The sequence below is a fragment of the Parageobacillus thermantarcticus genome, from assembly GCF_900111865.1.
Taxonomy (GTDB): Bacteria; Bacillota; Bacilli; order Bacillales; family Anoxybacillaceae; genus Parageobacillus; species Parageobacillus thermantarcticus.
Window position 1 is genome coordinate 106,923 of sequence record NZ_FOJS01000001.1, and the last position, 14,409, is coordinate 121,331.

At 43.5% G+C, this 14,409-nt stretch carries 12 protein-coding genes and 1 other annotated feature (1 of these 13 cut by a window edge); of the genes, 1 reads left to right on the top strand and 11 read right to left on the bottom strand.

Going from position 1 to position 14,409, the window contains the following annotated elements:
* Positions 1-171, bottom strand: a binding site (T-box leader); it reaches 55 nt to the left of the window's first position.
* A 46-nt stretch (positions 172-217) separates the two neighbouring features.
* The 11 genes from BM278_RS00615 to BM278_RS00665 form a co-directional block, all read right to left on the bottom strand.
* Positions 218-1,279 carry an AI-2E family transporter gene (locus tag BM278_RS00615; protein ID WP_090947480.1) on the bottom strand — a complete coding sequence of 354 codons (1,062 nt, stop codon included), beginning with the start codon at positions 1,277-1,279 and terminating at the stop codon, positions 218-220.
* 99 nt (positions 1,280-1,378) lie between these two features.
* Positions 1,379-1,513, bottom strand: a complete 135-nt coding sequence (locus BM278_RS00620) for a YrzQ family protein (RefSeq protein WP_090947481.1) — start codon at positions 1,511-1,513, stop codon at positions 1,379-1,381.
* A 12-nt stretch (positions 1,514-1,525) separates the two neighbouring features.
* On the bottom strand, positions 1,526-1,717 hold the full coding sequence (locus tag BM278_RS00625) for a hypothetical protein (protein ID WP_090947482.1): 192 nt from the start codon (positions 1,715-1,717) through the stop codon (positions 1,526-1,528).
* 15 nt (positions 1,718-1,732) lie between these two features.
* Entirely contained in the window at positions 1,733-2,206 is a 474-nt protein-coding gene (locus tag BM278_RS00630; RefSeq protein ID WP_090947483.1) for a PRC-barrel domain-containing protein, read from the bottom strand.
* 34 nt (positions 2,207-2,240) lie between these two features.
* A complete protein-coding gene (gene recD2 / locus BM278_RS00635; protein ID WP_090947484.1) occupies positions 2,241-4,595 on the bottom strand; it encodes an SF1B family DNA helicase RecD2 in 2,355 nt (784 codons plus the stop codon).
* A 16-nt stretch (positions 4,596-4,611) separates the two neighbouring features.
* Positions 4,612-5,274, bottom strand: coding sequence for a tetratricopeptide repeat protein (locus BM278_RS00640; protein WP_090947485.1), 663 nt, complete (start codon positions 5,272-5,274; stop codon positions 4,612-4,614).
* Positions 5,275-5,409: 135 nt separating this feature from the next.
* Positions 5,410-6,525, bottom strand: coding sequence for a tRNA 2-thiouridine(34) synthase MnmA (gene mnmA, locus BM278_RS00645; protein WP_090947486.1), 1,116 nt, complete (start codon positions 6,523-6,525; stop codon positions 5,410-5,412).
* A 15-nt stretch (positions 6,526-6,540) separates the two neighbouring features.
* Positions 6,541-7,686, bottom strand: coding sequence for a cysteine desulfurase family protein (locus BM278_RS00650; protein ID WP_090947487.1), 1,146 nt, complete (start codon positions 7,684-7,686; stop codon positions 6,541-6,543).
* 20 nt (positions 7,687-7,706) lie between these two features.
* The gene (cymR, locus tag BM278_RS00655; RefSeq protein ID WP_090947488.1) at positions 7,707-8,123 is read right to left on the bottom strand and encodes a cysteine metabolism transcriptional regulator CymR; all 417 of its coding nucleotides are present in this window, start codon (positions 8,121-8,123) and stop codon (positions 7,707-7,709) included.
* Between the two features lie 10 nt (positions 8,124-8,133).
* The gene (locus BM278_RS00660; RefSeq protein WP_090947489.1) at positions 8,134-8,796 is read right to left on the bottom strand and encodes a YczE/YyaS/YitT family protein; all 663 of its coding nucleotides are present in this window, start codon (positions 8,794-8,796) and stop codon (positions 8,134-8,136) included.
* A gap of 60 nt (positions 8,797-8,856) precedes the next feature.
* Positions 8,857-10,152: a replication-associated recombination protein A gene (locus BM278_RS00665; RefSeq protein ID WP_090947490.1), complete on the bottom strand. Its 1,296-nt coding sequence runs from the start codon at positions 10,150-10,152 to the stop codon at positions 8,857-8,859.
* A gap of 824 nt (positions 10,153-10,976) precedes the next feature.
* On the opposite strand from BM278_RS00665, the gene BM278_RS00675 reads away from it, so the two are divergent.
* A complete protein-coding gene (locus tag BM278_RS00675; protein WP_090947492.1) occupies positions 10,977-14,198 on the top strand; it encodes an efflux RND transporter permease subunit in 3,222 nt (1,073 codons plus the stop codon).
* Positions 14,199-14,409 lie beyond the last annotated feature (211 nt).

A 14,409-nucleotide genomic window follows, 5' to 3' on the forward strand; every position in this document is an offset into this window, starting at 1 on the left:
TCATCCCCTCTAACGCCGTAACGTGGCGATACGTCAGGTTTTGCCTGCGCTCCGGATTAGCGTTCTGTTACCCTTCATCTGGAATTTCTTTCAGCCACGGAAATTCCTCTCTGTGCGCGAACACGCGCTTTAAGATGGACTGTAACATACTCGATCCGTCATCGCGTTATGTATTCACTTTTTCATTGAATGATTATAGACAAGCGGCTTTTATTTGTCAATGCGGCCGATAATGTTCTTTCCAATGAAGAAGAGCGACTTTTAATACCGCAAGAAGCGGCACGGCAATAATAAGGCCAAGCACCCCCGCTATTTCCCCGCCAAAAAATAACGCAAACATAATCATAAGCGGATGCATGTGCAAACTTTTTCCGACGATCAACGGTGATAAAATATTGCCTTCCAAAAATTGAAGAAAAAAAATGATGGCAGAGACAATCAGCACCATTTTAAGCGAAACGGTAGCTGCCAAAATCACGGCGGGAACCGCCCCGATAATCGGTCCAAAATAAGGAATAACATTAGTTGCCCCAATAATAAACCCGAGTAAAAGCGGATATTCCATGCCCGCGATCCATAACGCAAGCGCAGCAACCGTTCCGATGATGAATCCTACAAACAATTGGCCGCGGATATAGTTGCCAAGCGATTCATCTACATCTTTCAAAAACGCAACTCCCGGTTCACGCCACCGTTTCGGAGTCATGTACCACACCGCTTTTTTCAGCTGATCGATATCTTTCAACATGTAAAAAACGATAAACGGAATGAGCAAAAACAACAGCGCGGAATTCACAAGCCCTTTTATTCCGTTCATAACCGCCGTTAACGCGTTCGCTGCCGCTTGTTCCAGCTGCATAAGCATCGCTTCGATTCTTGTATGAATCTCCATTGGCCATGCCGATGTTTCATTGTGGATTTGTTTTGTCCAGCTCCGGTATGTCTCCGCCAATGCCGGCAAGCTTTCGCTCAAGTCTTTTAGCTGTTGGATGAACAACGGAATTCCTTTATAAAAGCCGTAGCCCACGCCGCCGAAAAAAAGAAAATAAATCAATAAAATCGCCATCCAGCGCGGAATGCCTTGTTCATGAATGTATTCCACCAACGGATGCAATAAGTATGTAATAAACGCGGCGATAAAAAATGGAATAAGTGCAGCAATAAATAAATGCACAACCGGCAGCCATACTTCCTTCATGCGAACAATTAAGTAAATCATCATAACAACAAGCAGCCATTTGCTCACGCGAATGATGGACAACCATTGCTTCTCCCCCATGGCAGCACCTCCTATCGTTAGTGTAGGAGCAGAAAGCAGAATTATACAAAAAAGCGCCAATTCCCGTAAGGAACAACAGGAATTGGCGCTTGCTTATTTTTAACGAATCGCTTTCGCTAAACGGCGGCGCATTTTTTTCATGGAACGATTGTTCAGCCAATCGTTACGTTGTGCTAACTGGTAAGCAGCAACTCCTAATCCTAACGCTAACAAAGAGGTCATTGCACGATTCATGCTCGTTCCCTCCTAAAATCGGATCGTGCGCTCATGTTCATCGAACAAGTCGTCTAACGAGCTTAACGTCCCGTCTTCCTCGACTTGATGTGCGTGAATCATCCCTTTTGCAACAGAAAGCTCGATAAAGCAATCCCAGCAATAATATTGGTTGACACCGATTTTACCTAAATTTTTACTTTTGCAATTTGGGCAAATGAGCACAAACAGCCACTCTCCTTATATCGTTGTGTTTACAATAATCGCTTCTTCCCCGACCGTAAAGGGAACAGCGTCCATTCGCTTTTTCCCTTCCGTCAAATCAGCAAAAAAACCTTCTGTAATTTCATATCCTCCGATTATGCCCAATTGCCCGTGAAAATATACATCTTCCAACAATCCAAGCTTCCGGCCGTCCACGGTCATCACCGGTTTTCCGGCAATTCCGCGTTCGCTGTAAAGAGAGTAGCCAGTTTGCAAAGAAGAAAGCGATCGTAAAAGCGCAGCATCATTAACGACGACCCCATCCGCTCCAAACGCTTGAATGCCGTGAAGCGGAAGATACCGATGGCGCGCAAACCACCCTTTGCTTTCGACGATAAATCCTTGGACTTTTCCCGTATTGGTAAAGCAAATGTCGCTTATTTTTCCAATAGTTTTCCCTGTTTTTTGCTCATATACGGGAAGCCCTTTCATATGTGAAAATGTCCGCAAAGATCTCTCCACCTTTCCGGCATATTTAGCTTGGCTAGTTATCCATAAAATCATACGGTGAAACGTTTTCCATTCCGATGTTCGCGTCTTCCATCGGCAGTTCTCCCTCTACAGCAGGCACAAGGGATTTTCGCAATTTTTCCATCAGCGTTGTTTGCCGGGAGCCATCATCGCTGCGGGCAACCCCTAATTTAAACGCCTCTTCTTCGCCGCATAAAATTAAAAATTGTTTGCTTCTTGTCACAGCTGTATATAATAAATTTCGCTTTAACATGCGATAATAGCTTTTGACAACCGGCAAAATGACAATCGGAAACTCGCTTCCTTGCGATTTATGAATCGAACAGCAGTACGCGTGCGTAATTTGCGACAAATCTTGCCGCGAATACGTCACCTCGATGCCATCAAAAGAAACGACGACTAAATCTTGCTTTTCCGTATTTTCTTTCGCGTAAAAAATGGCGACAATTTCCCCGATGTCCCCATTAAACACATTGTCATCAGGCTGATTGACAAGCTGGAGCACCTTATCGCCAACTCGATATACGACATCGCCAACCGAAAGTTCCCGCTTTTTCTCGGATTTCGGGTTAAACAAATCTTGCAGCACTTGATTGAGGCGGTCAATTCCAGCAGGACCGCGATACATCGGAGCAAGCACTTGTATATCTTTTACGGAGAAGCCTTTTTTGCGCGCGTTATCGGCAATTTGCCGAACAACTTCAGCAACTTGCGAAGTTTGGCAGCGAATGAATGAGCGGTCCGCCTTTGGCGTGGTTAAATCCGGAGGAATGACCCCGTTTTTCATTTGGTGCGCCAATTCGATAATCGAGGAACCTTCCGCTTGCCGATACACTTCAGTTAGCCGAATGGTCGGGATGACGCCCGCTTGCAACAAATCTTTTAACACTTGTCCCGGTCCGACAGACGGCAGCTGATCTTCATCGCCGACGAGAATCACTTGCATGCCGTCCGGAATCGACTTAAATAACTGATTGGCCAGCCACGTATCAACCATCGACATTTCATCAACGATCAAAAGCTTGCCGCTAATGGGCTCGTCCTCATCATGCGTAAAACCTTCCGCCCCATTCCATCCGAGTAAACGATGAATCGTCACCGCAGGCAATCCCGTCGCTTCGCTCATTCTCTTTGCCGCTCTTCCCGTCGGCGCGGCGAGCAAAATCGGAAACGGATCGTCTTTCGTGTAATCTTTCGGATCGAGGGAAAAACCGTGCAAATCAGCGAAAATTTCTACGATCCCTTTGATCACCGTCGTTTTTCCGGTGCCAGGGCCTCCGGTCAAAATAAACAGCGGGGAAGAAAGCGCTTGTCGAATCGCTTCTTTTTGCGAAGGGGCATATTGAACGGATAAACGTTCCTCCAGCCTTCCGAGCGCCAATAAAAACTCCGATTCCGGAAACGCCATTACCGCTTCCGTTTGCTGTAACAGGCGCTTCACATTTGTCACGATCCCTTTTTCGGCAAAATAAAGCGACGGAATATAAAATTTTTCGTCTTCATTGATTAACTTGCCTTCCTCGGCAAGCATTAACAACATTTGTCCGATCACTTCTTCACTGATCGTTTCGTTTCGCTTTGCTTCCAAAAGCTGTTTGACGTTTCCGATGAGCTGCCTTTCTGTCACATACACATGCCCTTCTTGGAGGCAATTCTGTTCAATTACAAACAAACACGCGGCGCGGATGCGCGCAGGATGATTGCCGGAAATGCCAAGCCGGTAGCCTAATTCGTCGGCGCGGCCAAATCCGATTCCTTCGACATCTTCGACAAGCTGGTAAGGGTTTTGCTGGATCACGGAAAGCGCTTCATCTTGGTATACTTGATAAATTTTCATCGACAACTGCGGACCAAAACCAAATTGGGAAAGCGCGATCATCGTTTGCTCCAGCCCTTCATGAGCGCGCAACGCATCATACAGCTCTTTTGCTCTTTGCTTTGACAACTTCGGAACATCGTCCAATACGCTAGGGTCTGCTAAAATTTTGGAAATCGCGTTTTCGCCAAGCGCTTCGACGATCGCTTTTGCCGTTTTTTTCCCGATTCCTTTAAACAAATTGCTTGACAAATAGTGAATGATACCGTCCTTTGTGTTTGGGAATTGCTTGCGAAAATGCGCTACGACATATTGCCTGCCAAACTTCGGATGGTCACGAAATTTCCCGTAAAAAATATACGTATCATGTTCGTTCATTTTTGGGAAATATCCGGTGACAACAACTTCTTGTTCATCGTACGCTTCGTTCGTTTCCTCGACTCGGACGCGAACAACGGAATAGAGGTTCGCTTCATTATGAAAAATGGTGGAAATATAGGATCCTTTAATAAACGATGTTTCCCCGAAAACAAATGATTCCGGTTGCTGCATGGAATCCCCTGCCCTTTTATCGTTGTAGCGCTTTTTCCATCATCTTTTTCCCATATCCGGCGAGCAAATGATCCGGCTGGATCCGTAGTGCGGTCGTAAACATTTTTAGCGCTGTCTTTACATCATCTTTATATGCATAGATAACCCCTAAATTATAATACGCATCGGCATGGCGTTCATCTAACTCGATCGTTTTTTGAAAATAGTTCATCGCTTCATCAACAAATTCAAGCTGCGCAAGGCACAGTCCAAGCTGAAACACCGCCTCGACGTCTCGCTCGTTCAACTCCACTGCTCTCTGTAAATACGGCAGCGCAAGGCGCGGCGTTTCCAAATGCATCAATGACATTCCGAGCATGAAAAAGACGTCTCCGTCGTTTAGCCCCTTCTGAATCGCTTGTTCAAACATATCCTTCGCTTGCGCAAACTGCTGGCGCTTGTAATAGACAGACCCCATTCCATAGTATGCCGCCGCCGCGTTGCTATCGAGCTCCATCGCTTTTTTGAAAAAGTTAAGCGCTTTTTCCTCTTCCCCAGCCGCGGCCAACACGGTGCCAAAATTGATGTAGCCAACTGGATCATTCGGGTTTTCTTCAATCGCCTCATGAAAACATTTTATCGCTTCTTCATAATTTCCTTCTTGCATATATGCGATTCCCGCGCGGTTTTTCTCACCCATTTTCCTTTCACTCCTTACGCTCATTGTAGCACATATGTTCGTAATTTTCTATTAATTACATAAAAACCTCAACCCGCATAAGAGTTGAGGTTTTCGTGTTGCATCTTCCCGAAAATATGCCGCATTCCGCCTTTTTTAGGCGACATACCAAAGTTTTTCGCCATTGCGGAACACTTTATCGATCGTTCCGCCGCCAAGACATTCCTCACCGTTGTAAAATACGACCGCTTGCCCCGGCGTAACAGCGCGAACCGGCTCATCAAAGACGACTTCCACTTTTTCATCGTCGATAATATGCACAACAACGCCTGTATCCGGCTGACGATAACGGAATTTTGCCGTGCATCGGAACGATTTTGGCGGTTTGCGGTCCGACACCCAGTTGACATTTGTCGCAATAAGCGAAGTCGAATACAAATATTCATTGTTAAACCCTTGTGCGACGTACAAAATATTTTCTTTTACGTTTTTGCCGACCACAAACCATGGCTCACCGTTTCCGCCAATACCAAGACCGTGGCGCTGCCCGATCGTATAGTACATCACGCCGTCATGCTTTCCTTTCACTTCGCCGTCCAGCGTTTGCATAATGCCCGGCTGTGCTGGCAAATAGCTGCTTAAAAATTTTTTAAAGTCCCGTTCGCCGATAAAGCAAATTCCCGTGCTATCTTTTTTTGTCGCCGTTGCAAGGCCTGCGTCTTTCGCGATTTGCCGCACTTGCGCTTTTTCAAGATGGCCGATCGGAAACATCACTTTCGACAGCTGTTCTTGCCCTAATTGGTTCAAAAAATACGTTTGATCTTTATTTTGGTCGACGCCACGCAACATTTTATATTCGCCGTCGCGGTACTCGACGCGGGCGTAATGGCCGGTCGCCACATAATCGGCGCCGATCGATAAGGCATGTTCTAAAAATGCTTTGAATTTAATTTCTTTGTTGCACATCACATCAGGGTTCGGAGTTCTCCCCGCTTTATATTCATCCAAAAAGTACGTAAACACTTTATCCCAATATTGTTTTTCAAAATTAACAGCATAGTACGGAATGCCAATTTGATTGCAGACGCGCACGACATCTTCATAATCTTCCGTCGCCGTGCAAACGCCGTTTTCATCTGTATCGTCCCAGTTTTTCATAAAGATGCCGATAACATCGTACCCTTGCTGTTTTAAAAGCAACGCCGCCACCGATGAATCGACTCCACCCGACATTCCGACAACGACGCGCGTATCTTTTGGGGCTTTATTCACCTTATTCCCTCCCATCTACTTCGTTGTTAATCTTTTCACAATTTTTACTGTTTCCGTTGCCGCCTTGGCAATTTGTTCCTTCGTGTTGCCTAAGCCGAAACTAAAGCGAACGGAAGAACGAATGCGCTCCGATTTCTTGCCAAACATCGCCACAAGCACGTGCGACGGATCAATCGAACCAGCGGTGCACGCGGAACCGCTTGAAGCTGCTATTCCCGCCAAATCAAGATTGACAAGCATCGATTCAACGTTCGTTCCCGGAAACGCGACATTAACGATATGCGGCAAGCAACGGTCTTCGCTTCCGTTGACAGCGTAAGAAATGCCTGACTCCGCAAAAATAGACAGCATCGTCTCTCTCAGCAAGCGGTACTCTTGTTGCTTGTCGGACATCGTCTCTTGCGCAATTTCCACCGCTTTGGCAAATCCAACGATACCTGCTACATTTTCCGTTCCGGCGCGACGTTTTCGCTCTTGTTCTCCACCATAAAAAAGCGGGGAAAGTTTTACTGTCTCACGGGCATATAAAGCGCCGATCCCTTTTGGTCCATTGATTTTATGGGCGGAAACAGACAATAAGTCAATATGATAGTCGTTCACACGAATCGGAACAAGCCCATATGCTTGTACCGCGTCTGTGTGAAAATAAGCTTGGTGATCTTTTAACAGTTCGCCGATCTCGCGAATAGGCTGCAATACGCCGACCTCATTGTTGGCAAACATAATGGAAACGAGAATCGTATCATCGCGAAGCGCTGCCTTGACATCTGCTGGCGAAACGTTCCCTTGTTCATCAACCGGAAGATAAGTTACTTCAAATCCTTGTTTTTCTAAATATTGGCATGCACGCAAGACAGCATGATGCTCAATCATCGATGTAATAATATGGCGTCCGCGATGGCGATTAGCCATCGCCGTTCCGATCAGCGCGATGTTATCTGCCTCCGTTCCGCCACTGGTGAAAATGATTTCCGATTCTTTCGCGCCAAGACTTGCTGCCACAACGGCTCTTGCTTCATCGACCGCCTGCCGGCTTTGTCTTCCGAAAAAATGAATGCTCGATGGATTTCCAAACACTTCGCTCATCAGCGGAATCATGCATTTTACCACATCAGGATGAACAGGCGAGGTAGCGGCATGATCTAAATAAATTCGGTTCAATGATCATTCTCCTTTCGCGGTTAAATATAAAACATGTATGCTCCATCATCGCCTTCACTATATTTCGCCAAATCTTCCAACGTCGTGCTGTCCAACACTTCCTCGACAGCATCGCGAACGCGAATCCATAATTCCCGTTTTGCCGGTTCTTCCTCATCCAACTCTTCCACAGGGCTAATCGGTCCTTCTAAAACACGAATGACATCCCCTGCCGTAATTTTTGCCGGATGGTCTGCAAGCACGTATCCGCCATATGCTCCGCGGATGCTTTTGACAAGCCCAGCATTTCTCAGCGGCGTGACAAGCTGCTCCAAATAATGTTCGGACAAATTGTTCGCTTTTGCAATCGAACGCAACGAAATCGGGCGATCTCCATACTTTTTTGCCAGTTCAATCATAATCGTTAATCCATATCTGCCTTTTGTCGAAATCTTCATCTTATTCCCCCTAACGACTCAAACCGTGTGTTCTTACATGAATTTGCCTCATTAACATCCGCACTGTTGCGCGCCGACATTGCGGCAAAGCAATGCCCGTTACCGATCCAATCATCACGCAAAATATTAACGTCCCAATCGATACCGGTCCTCCTAAAACCCAGCCGAAAAAAAGAACAAGTCCTTCCATCGCGATCCGGATATATTGCACTTTCCAACCTGTCAGCTCCGTCAATGCAAGCATTAAACTGTCGCGCGGGCCTGCTCCGATATTAGCCGAAATATATATTCCCATTCCATAGCCCGTAATCACAATCCCGACAAGCAGCATAACCAACTTGCCGATCAACGTATGGGGAGTTCGCAAATACGGAATCATCATATACAAATCAATAAAAATACCGACAAAAATCATATTGAGAAAAGCGCCAATTCTCGGAAATTGTTTTAAAAGCAAAGCGGAAGCCGTTAAAACGGCAACGCCAACAATCATCGACCACGTTCCAATTGTCAAGCCGAATTTCCGATATAATCCGATATGCAGCACATCCCACGGTGCGCATCCGAGATCCGCTTTAATCGTTAATACGATGCCAAACGACATAATCAATAATCCGACAAAAAAAATTCCCCATTGAAGACCTTGCGCATGTTCGCGATAAGAATGGGTCATACTCTCACCTCAATTATACAAATAAATCGATTGTCATTATATCATAAAATTTCATTTCCTTCATTTGCGAAAACTACTTCGTTGTTTTAACTGTTCTAATCGTTCATATACTTTCGCGTAATATCGTTCGTCTCCGTTTTCCTTCGGTGAATAATATTTTACACCCAACAACTCATTTGGCAAATATTGCTGAAAAACCCAGCCGTTCGGATAATCGTGTGGATATTGATACCCTTTTCCATGGCCTAGCACGCTTGCCCCTTTATAATGAGCATCTTTTAAATGATCAGGAATATCTCCGATTTTTCCGTTGCGCACATCATGAATTGCCGCATCAAGCGCCTTATAGGCAGAATTCGATTTTGCGCTTAAACATAGCTCGATCGTAACAACAGCAAGCGGAATTCTCGCTTCTGGCAGCCCTAATCGCTCCACCGCGGCAATCGCCGCCTGCACTTTCACACCCATCATCGGATTGGCGAGTCCGATATCTTCGTACGCAATCACAAGCAGCCGTCGGCAAACAGCGGCCAAATCCCCGCCTTCTAACAAACGCGCTAAATAATGCAGCGCCGCGTCCACATCGCTGCCGCGAACGCTTTTTTGAAACGCGGATAAAAGCGAATAGTACGTATCCCCTTTCTTATCATGGGTAAACCCGCGATTTTCTACACATTCTCTTACCGTTTGCTCATCAACACGAATTTGACCGTCTTCCTTTTGTGAGGCATATACGATTGTTTCCAACAAATTTAATGCTAAACGGGCATCTCCGCCTGACGCTTCCGCAACCATGGAAAGCAGCCGCTCTTCCATGTCAATCGCAAGCGCTCCTAATCCCCTGTCGCGATCCTGTAAAGCCCGATGTAAAAGCACAAGAATATCGGCAGGCTCAAGCCGCTTCAATTGCTTAATTTGCCCGCAGCGGCTGCGGATGGCCGGATTTACTTCATGAAACGGATTCTCCGTCGTTGCGCCGATGAGCGTAATCAGCCCTTGCTCGATGTGGGGAAGCAAATAATCTTGCTGCGCCTTATTAAAACGATGAATTTCATCAATAAACAAAATAACATTGCCTGTCAGTTTCGCTGTTTCCACTACTTCTTCCATCTCTTTTTTTCCCGAAGCCGTAGCATTAATCGCAAAAAAATCGCGCTGCACGGTTCCAGCAATCGCATGCGCCAGCGACGTTTTCCCCACTCCCGGTTCGCCATATAAAAGAAGCGAAGGAACGTGGCCGTTTTTAATCATTTTGTATAACGCGGTATGCGGGCCGATAATATGTTGTTGCCCGACAATCTCGTCGATGTTTCTCGGTCTCATCCGAACAGAAAGCGGTTCTGAAGCAAACAGCATAGGCATCCCTCATTTCGTCTGACAGCATAAATCCTTGTTAATTCATCTCCTACCCATTTCATCTAGGTTCAACCGCTTCATGAAAATATAGAGACAGCGGTTCATCTTTCAGTTTCCAGTGGGTTTTTTCATCATTCCGCACTGTTTTGCATCGATGTAATATACCTTCTTTTGCGTGGACATCATGCGCTCATATTCAATTGTCTTCTCCTTTGTTAATTATAATGGATTTTTTTTTTGAAAAAAATGAAACAACTATACGAACTATAACGTAAAGAGTAAGGGAATTCAATAAAACGAGCCATCCTTCATATCGGTATGAAACAGAAATGCAAAATGAATAATGGCAATAGCTTTATTTTAACCCTTCGATTGATCTGATTCGAATTCATTTCAAACAGATAAATTCAAATGCAGATGCCGCTAATTTTATAGGATAGCAGCGAGAAAATGGAATCATTCGAGAGATATAGATTTTAAGGGCAAAAAAAGACTTCCCGATTTCAGGAAGCCTGTGGATACGAGGGTTATGCGATCCGGTTACGAAAGCCATCATTGCTGAAAAGGATGGGAACATAAACCAAGCAAGAATCTTTTTTCTGAAATAACGTTCTGCATATACGCATGCAAAATAATGATTAAACCACCGATAAATCGTTCAATTTGCTTTCCGTAAATGTCCATTAAAGATATTTTATAAAATTGTTTGGTTTCCACATACATCTTATGAATCAATTCATTAATGGCTTGCTCGTTCATATATTGCTAAAATTATTGTAACGAATTAATCATGCGAAAATGGAAAACTACGGGAGGTTGAAAAAATGCTAGACCGAATTATTCATTTTTCCTTAAACAACAAATTTGCTGTTTGGCTGCTTGCCATCATTGTTATGGCAGCAGGCTTATATTCAGGAATGACGATGAAACTTGAAACCATACCGAATATTAACACGCCAGTGATTAGTGTCGTTACGACCTATCCGGGAGCAACCCCAGAAGAAGTAGCAAATAAAGTGACGATACCGATTGAAAAAGCTGTAAAAAATTTAAATGGGGTAGACATTGTTACTTCCACTTCTTTTCAAAATGCCTCATCTGTACAAATTACATATGATTATGAAAAAGATATAGATGAAGCGAAAAAAGAATTAGAAGAAGCATTAACGTCGATACAGTTTCCTGAAGGTGTGGACAAACCAAAGATTTCGAAAATAAGCTTTAATTCCATTCCGGTAATGGCGTTAAGCATTTCAGATAAAAAGGCGTCGCTAGCCGATCTTACAAAAATTGTGGAAGATGAGATTGTCCCATCATTGGAAAGAATTAACGGCGTTTCTTCGGTGCAAATTTCTGGCCAGCAAATCGAAGAAGTTCAAATCGCTTTTGATAACAAAAAATTGGCACAGCTTGGTTTAAATAAAGAAACAGTGCAAAATGTAATCAAAGGTTCCGATGTATCCTTTCCTCTCGGTTTGTACACGTTTAACGATAAAGAACAATCCGTTGTAGTAGATGGCAATATTACAACATTGGAAGAATTGAAGAATTTAGAAATCCCGATCATTCCACAAGCCAGCAGTCCAAATAATGGAATGAATGCAAATGCTGGAGGCACGGATCTTCAAGAAGGCCAATCGGCGCCCGACAACAACCATTCAGCAATCACACTAAACAATAACGCTGGCAACCAAACGATCGCGCGAAATAACCAAGCAAATGGCTTAAGCCAGCAAGCGCAAGGCCTTCCTACAGTAAAATTAGGTGAGATTGCTGATATTCAAGTCGTTGAAGAAGCGGAATCGATCTCAAGGACGAATGGAAAGGAAGCGATCGGCCTTCAAATTGTTAAAGCAGCAGATGCGAACACAGTAACTGTCGTCAATGAAATAAAAAAAGAATTAGATAAATTTGCAGATAAAATGGAAGGATTAGAAATCATAACAAGTTTTGATATGGCAACACCAATCGAAGAATCGATCAAAACAATGGTCGATAAAGCGTTATTTGGTGCTTTATTTGCAGCGCTCATTATCCTTTTATTCTTAAGAAACATTCGTTCAACTCTCATTGCCGTGATTTCCATCCCACTATCTGTCTTAATTGCTTTGTTCGTATTAAAGCAATTGGATATTACATTGAATATGATGACGCTTGGCGCAATGACGGTTGCGATTGGACGCGTCATAGACGATTCGATTGTTGTGATTGAAAATATTTATCGAAGACTGCATTTAAAAGAGGAAAAATTAAAAGGAAAACAGTTGATCCGAGAAGCAACAAAGGAAATGTTTATTCCGATCATGTCATCCACCATTGTCACGATCGTCGTGTTCCTTCCTCTTGGGTTAGTCAAAGGGATGGTCGGAGAATTATTTTTACCTTTTGCATTAACCATTGTTTTTGCTTTACTCGCTTCATTACTTGTTGCCATTACGATTGTTCCTTTAATGGGGCACACTTTATTCCAAAAAGAATTAAAAGGACAAAATGAGCATAAAAAAGAAAAACACGGAAAACTTGCAGGGCAATATAAGAAAATCTTAAATTGGTCATTAAATCATAAAATTGTAACAAGCCTCATTGCTGTATTCCTTCTTGTTGCAAGTGTATTTCTCGTCCCTGTGATCGGTGTCAGCTTTTTACCTGCTGATGAAGAAAAAATGATGGTCATTACCTATAAACCGGCTCCAGGAGAAACGCTAGAGCAAGTAAAAGAATATACGTTTGAGGCAGAAAAATATTTCTTAAACAAAAAGAATGTGAAAACAGTACAGCTTTCTGTTGGCAGCGAAAACCCGATGAATCCTGGGGATACCAACAGTGCAATGATGTTCGTTGCTTATGATGATGACACTCCAGATTTTGATAAAGAAAAAGAACAAGTGATTAAAGACCTTCAAAGAAAAGTAAAACAGGGAGAGTGGCAACAACAAGATTTCTCCGGTAATGCAGGCAGCAATCAACTAGTATACTATGTGTATGGGGAAAGCAGAGAAGAACTGGAGCCAATCGTTAATAAAATCCAAGATCTTATGAAAAAGGAAAAAGATTTAACGAAAATCGACTCCAGTATTTCAGAAACCTATGATGAATTTACGTTAGTGGTTGATCATGACAAATTAAGCAAACTTGGCTTAACAGCAGCGCAAATTGGCTCAGCACTAATGCCAACAAGACAGAATCCAGTTATAACAACGATTGAAAAAGACGGAAAAGAATTGAATGTATATTTTAAAATGGAAGAACAAAGCCATAAAAGTATCAATGATTTAACAAATCAAAAGATTCCATCTCCACTCGGATTTGAAGTGCCAATTAAAGAGTTAGTGGAAGTGAAGAAAGGGAAAACGTCTGATACGATTACCCGTCGGGATGGAAAAATTTATGCAGAGGTTAGCGCTCAAGTAAAAACAAAAGACGTATCCAAAGTGGCGGCAAGCTTACAAAAAGAAGTGGATAAGATTAAGCTGCCTAAAAATGTTGAAATATCAACAGGCGGCGTAACCGAAGACATTACCGAAACATTTACTCAATTAGGATTGGCGATGATAGCAGCGGTTGCGATCGTCTATTTTGTCCTTGTTGTCACATTTGGCGGCGCACTTACACCGTTCGTCATCCTATTCTCATTACCATTTACCATTATTGGGGCATTATTGGCTCTCTTCATAACGGATGAGACCATTAGTGTTTCAGCGATGATCGGTGCTCTTATGTTAATCGGCATTGTCGTAACCAATGCGATCGTATTGATCGACCGTGTGATTCATAAAGAAAAAGAAGGACTAAGCACAAGAGAAGCTTTGCTTGAAGCCGGAGCAACTCGTCTACGTCCAATCTTAATGACTGCACTCGCAACAGTTGGAGCATTAATACCGCTAGCGGTAGGAATGGAAGGCAGCGGATTAATTTCGAAAGGAATGGCTGTGACCGTTATGGGTGGATTAACAAGCTCCACATTGCTGACACTGTTAATTGTTCCAATCGTATATGAATCATTAAGCAAATTTAGAAGAAAGAAATTCCGAGAAATAGAAGAATAATTCATGCGGAAAGGCACCAGAGAAAAATCTGGTGCCTTTTTCGATAATGGTTATTTTGATGATGGCAGGAATGAACATTGTAAGCAAACAGCAAATCCCGGAGTTGTCATGAGCAGATCCATTAAAAAATGATTAGCAAACTTTCAACTTGGATAAAATAATATAAAGTTTAATTGCAGTATGAGGAAAGAATATAATTTATCTAAATTTA

Coding starts and splice junctions, on each gene's coding strand:
- BM278_RS00615 (WP_090947480.1), bottom strand. CDS start 1,279: ATGGGGGAGAAGCAATGGTTGTCCATCATTCGCGTGAGCAAATGGCTG.
- BM278_RS00620 (WP_090947481.1), bottom strand. CDS start 1,513: ATGAATCGTGCAATGACCTCTTTGTTAGCGTTAGGATTAGGAGTTGCT.
- recD2 (WP_090947484.1), bottom strand. CDS start 4,595: ATGCAGCAACCGGAATCATTTGTTTTCGGGGAAACATCGTTTATTAAA.
- BM278_RS00640 (WP_090947485.1), bottom strand. CDS start 5,274: ATGGGTGAGAAAAACCGCGCGGGAATCGCATATATGCAAGAAGGAAAT.
- cymR (WP_090947488.1), bottom strand. CDS start 8,123: ATGAAGATTTCGACAAAAGGCAGATATGGATTAACGATTATGATTGAA.
- BM278_RS00660 (WP_090947489.1), bottom strand. CDS start 8,796: ATGACCCATTCTTATCGCGAACATGCGCAAGGTCTTCAATGGGGAATT.
- BM278_RS00665 (WP_090947490.1), bottom strand. CDS start 10,152: ATGCTGTTTGCTTCAGAACCGCTTTCTGTTCGGATGAGACCGAGAAAC.
- BM278_RS00675 (WP_090947492.1), top strand. CDS start 10,977: ATGCTAGACCGAATTATTCATTTTTCCTTAAACAACAAATTTGCTGTT.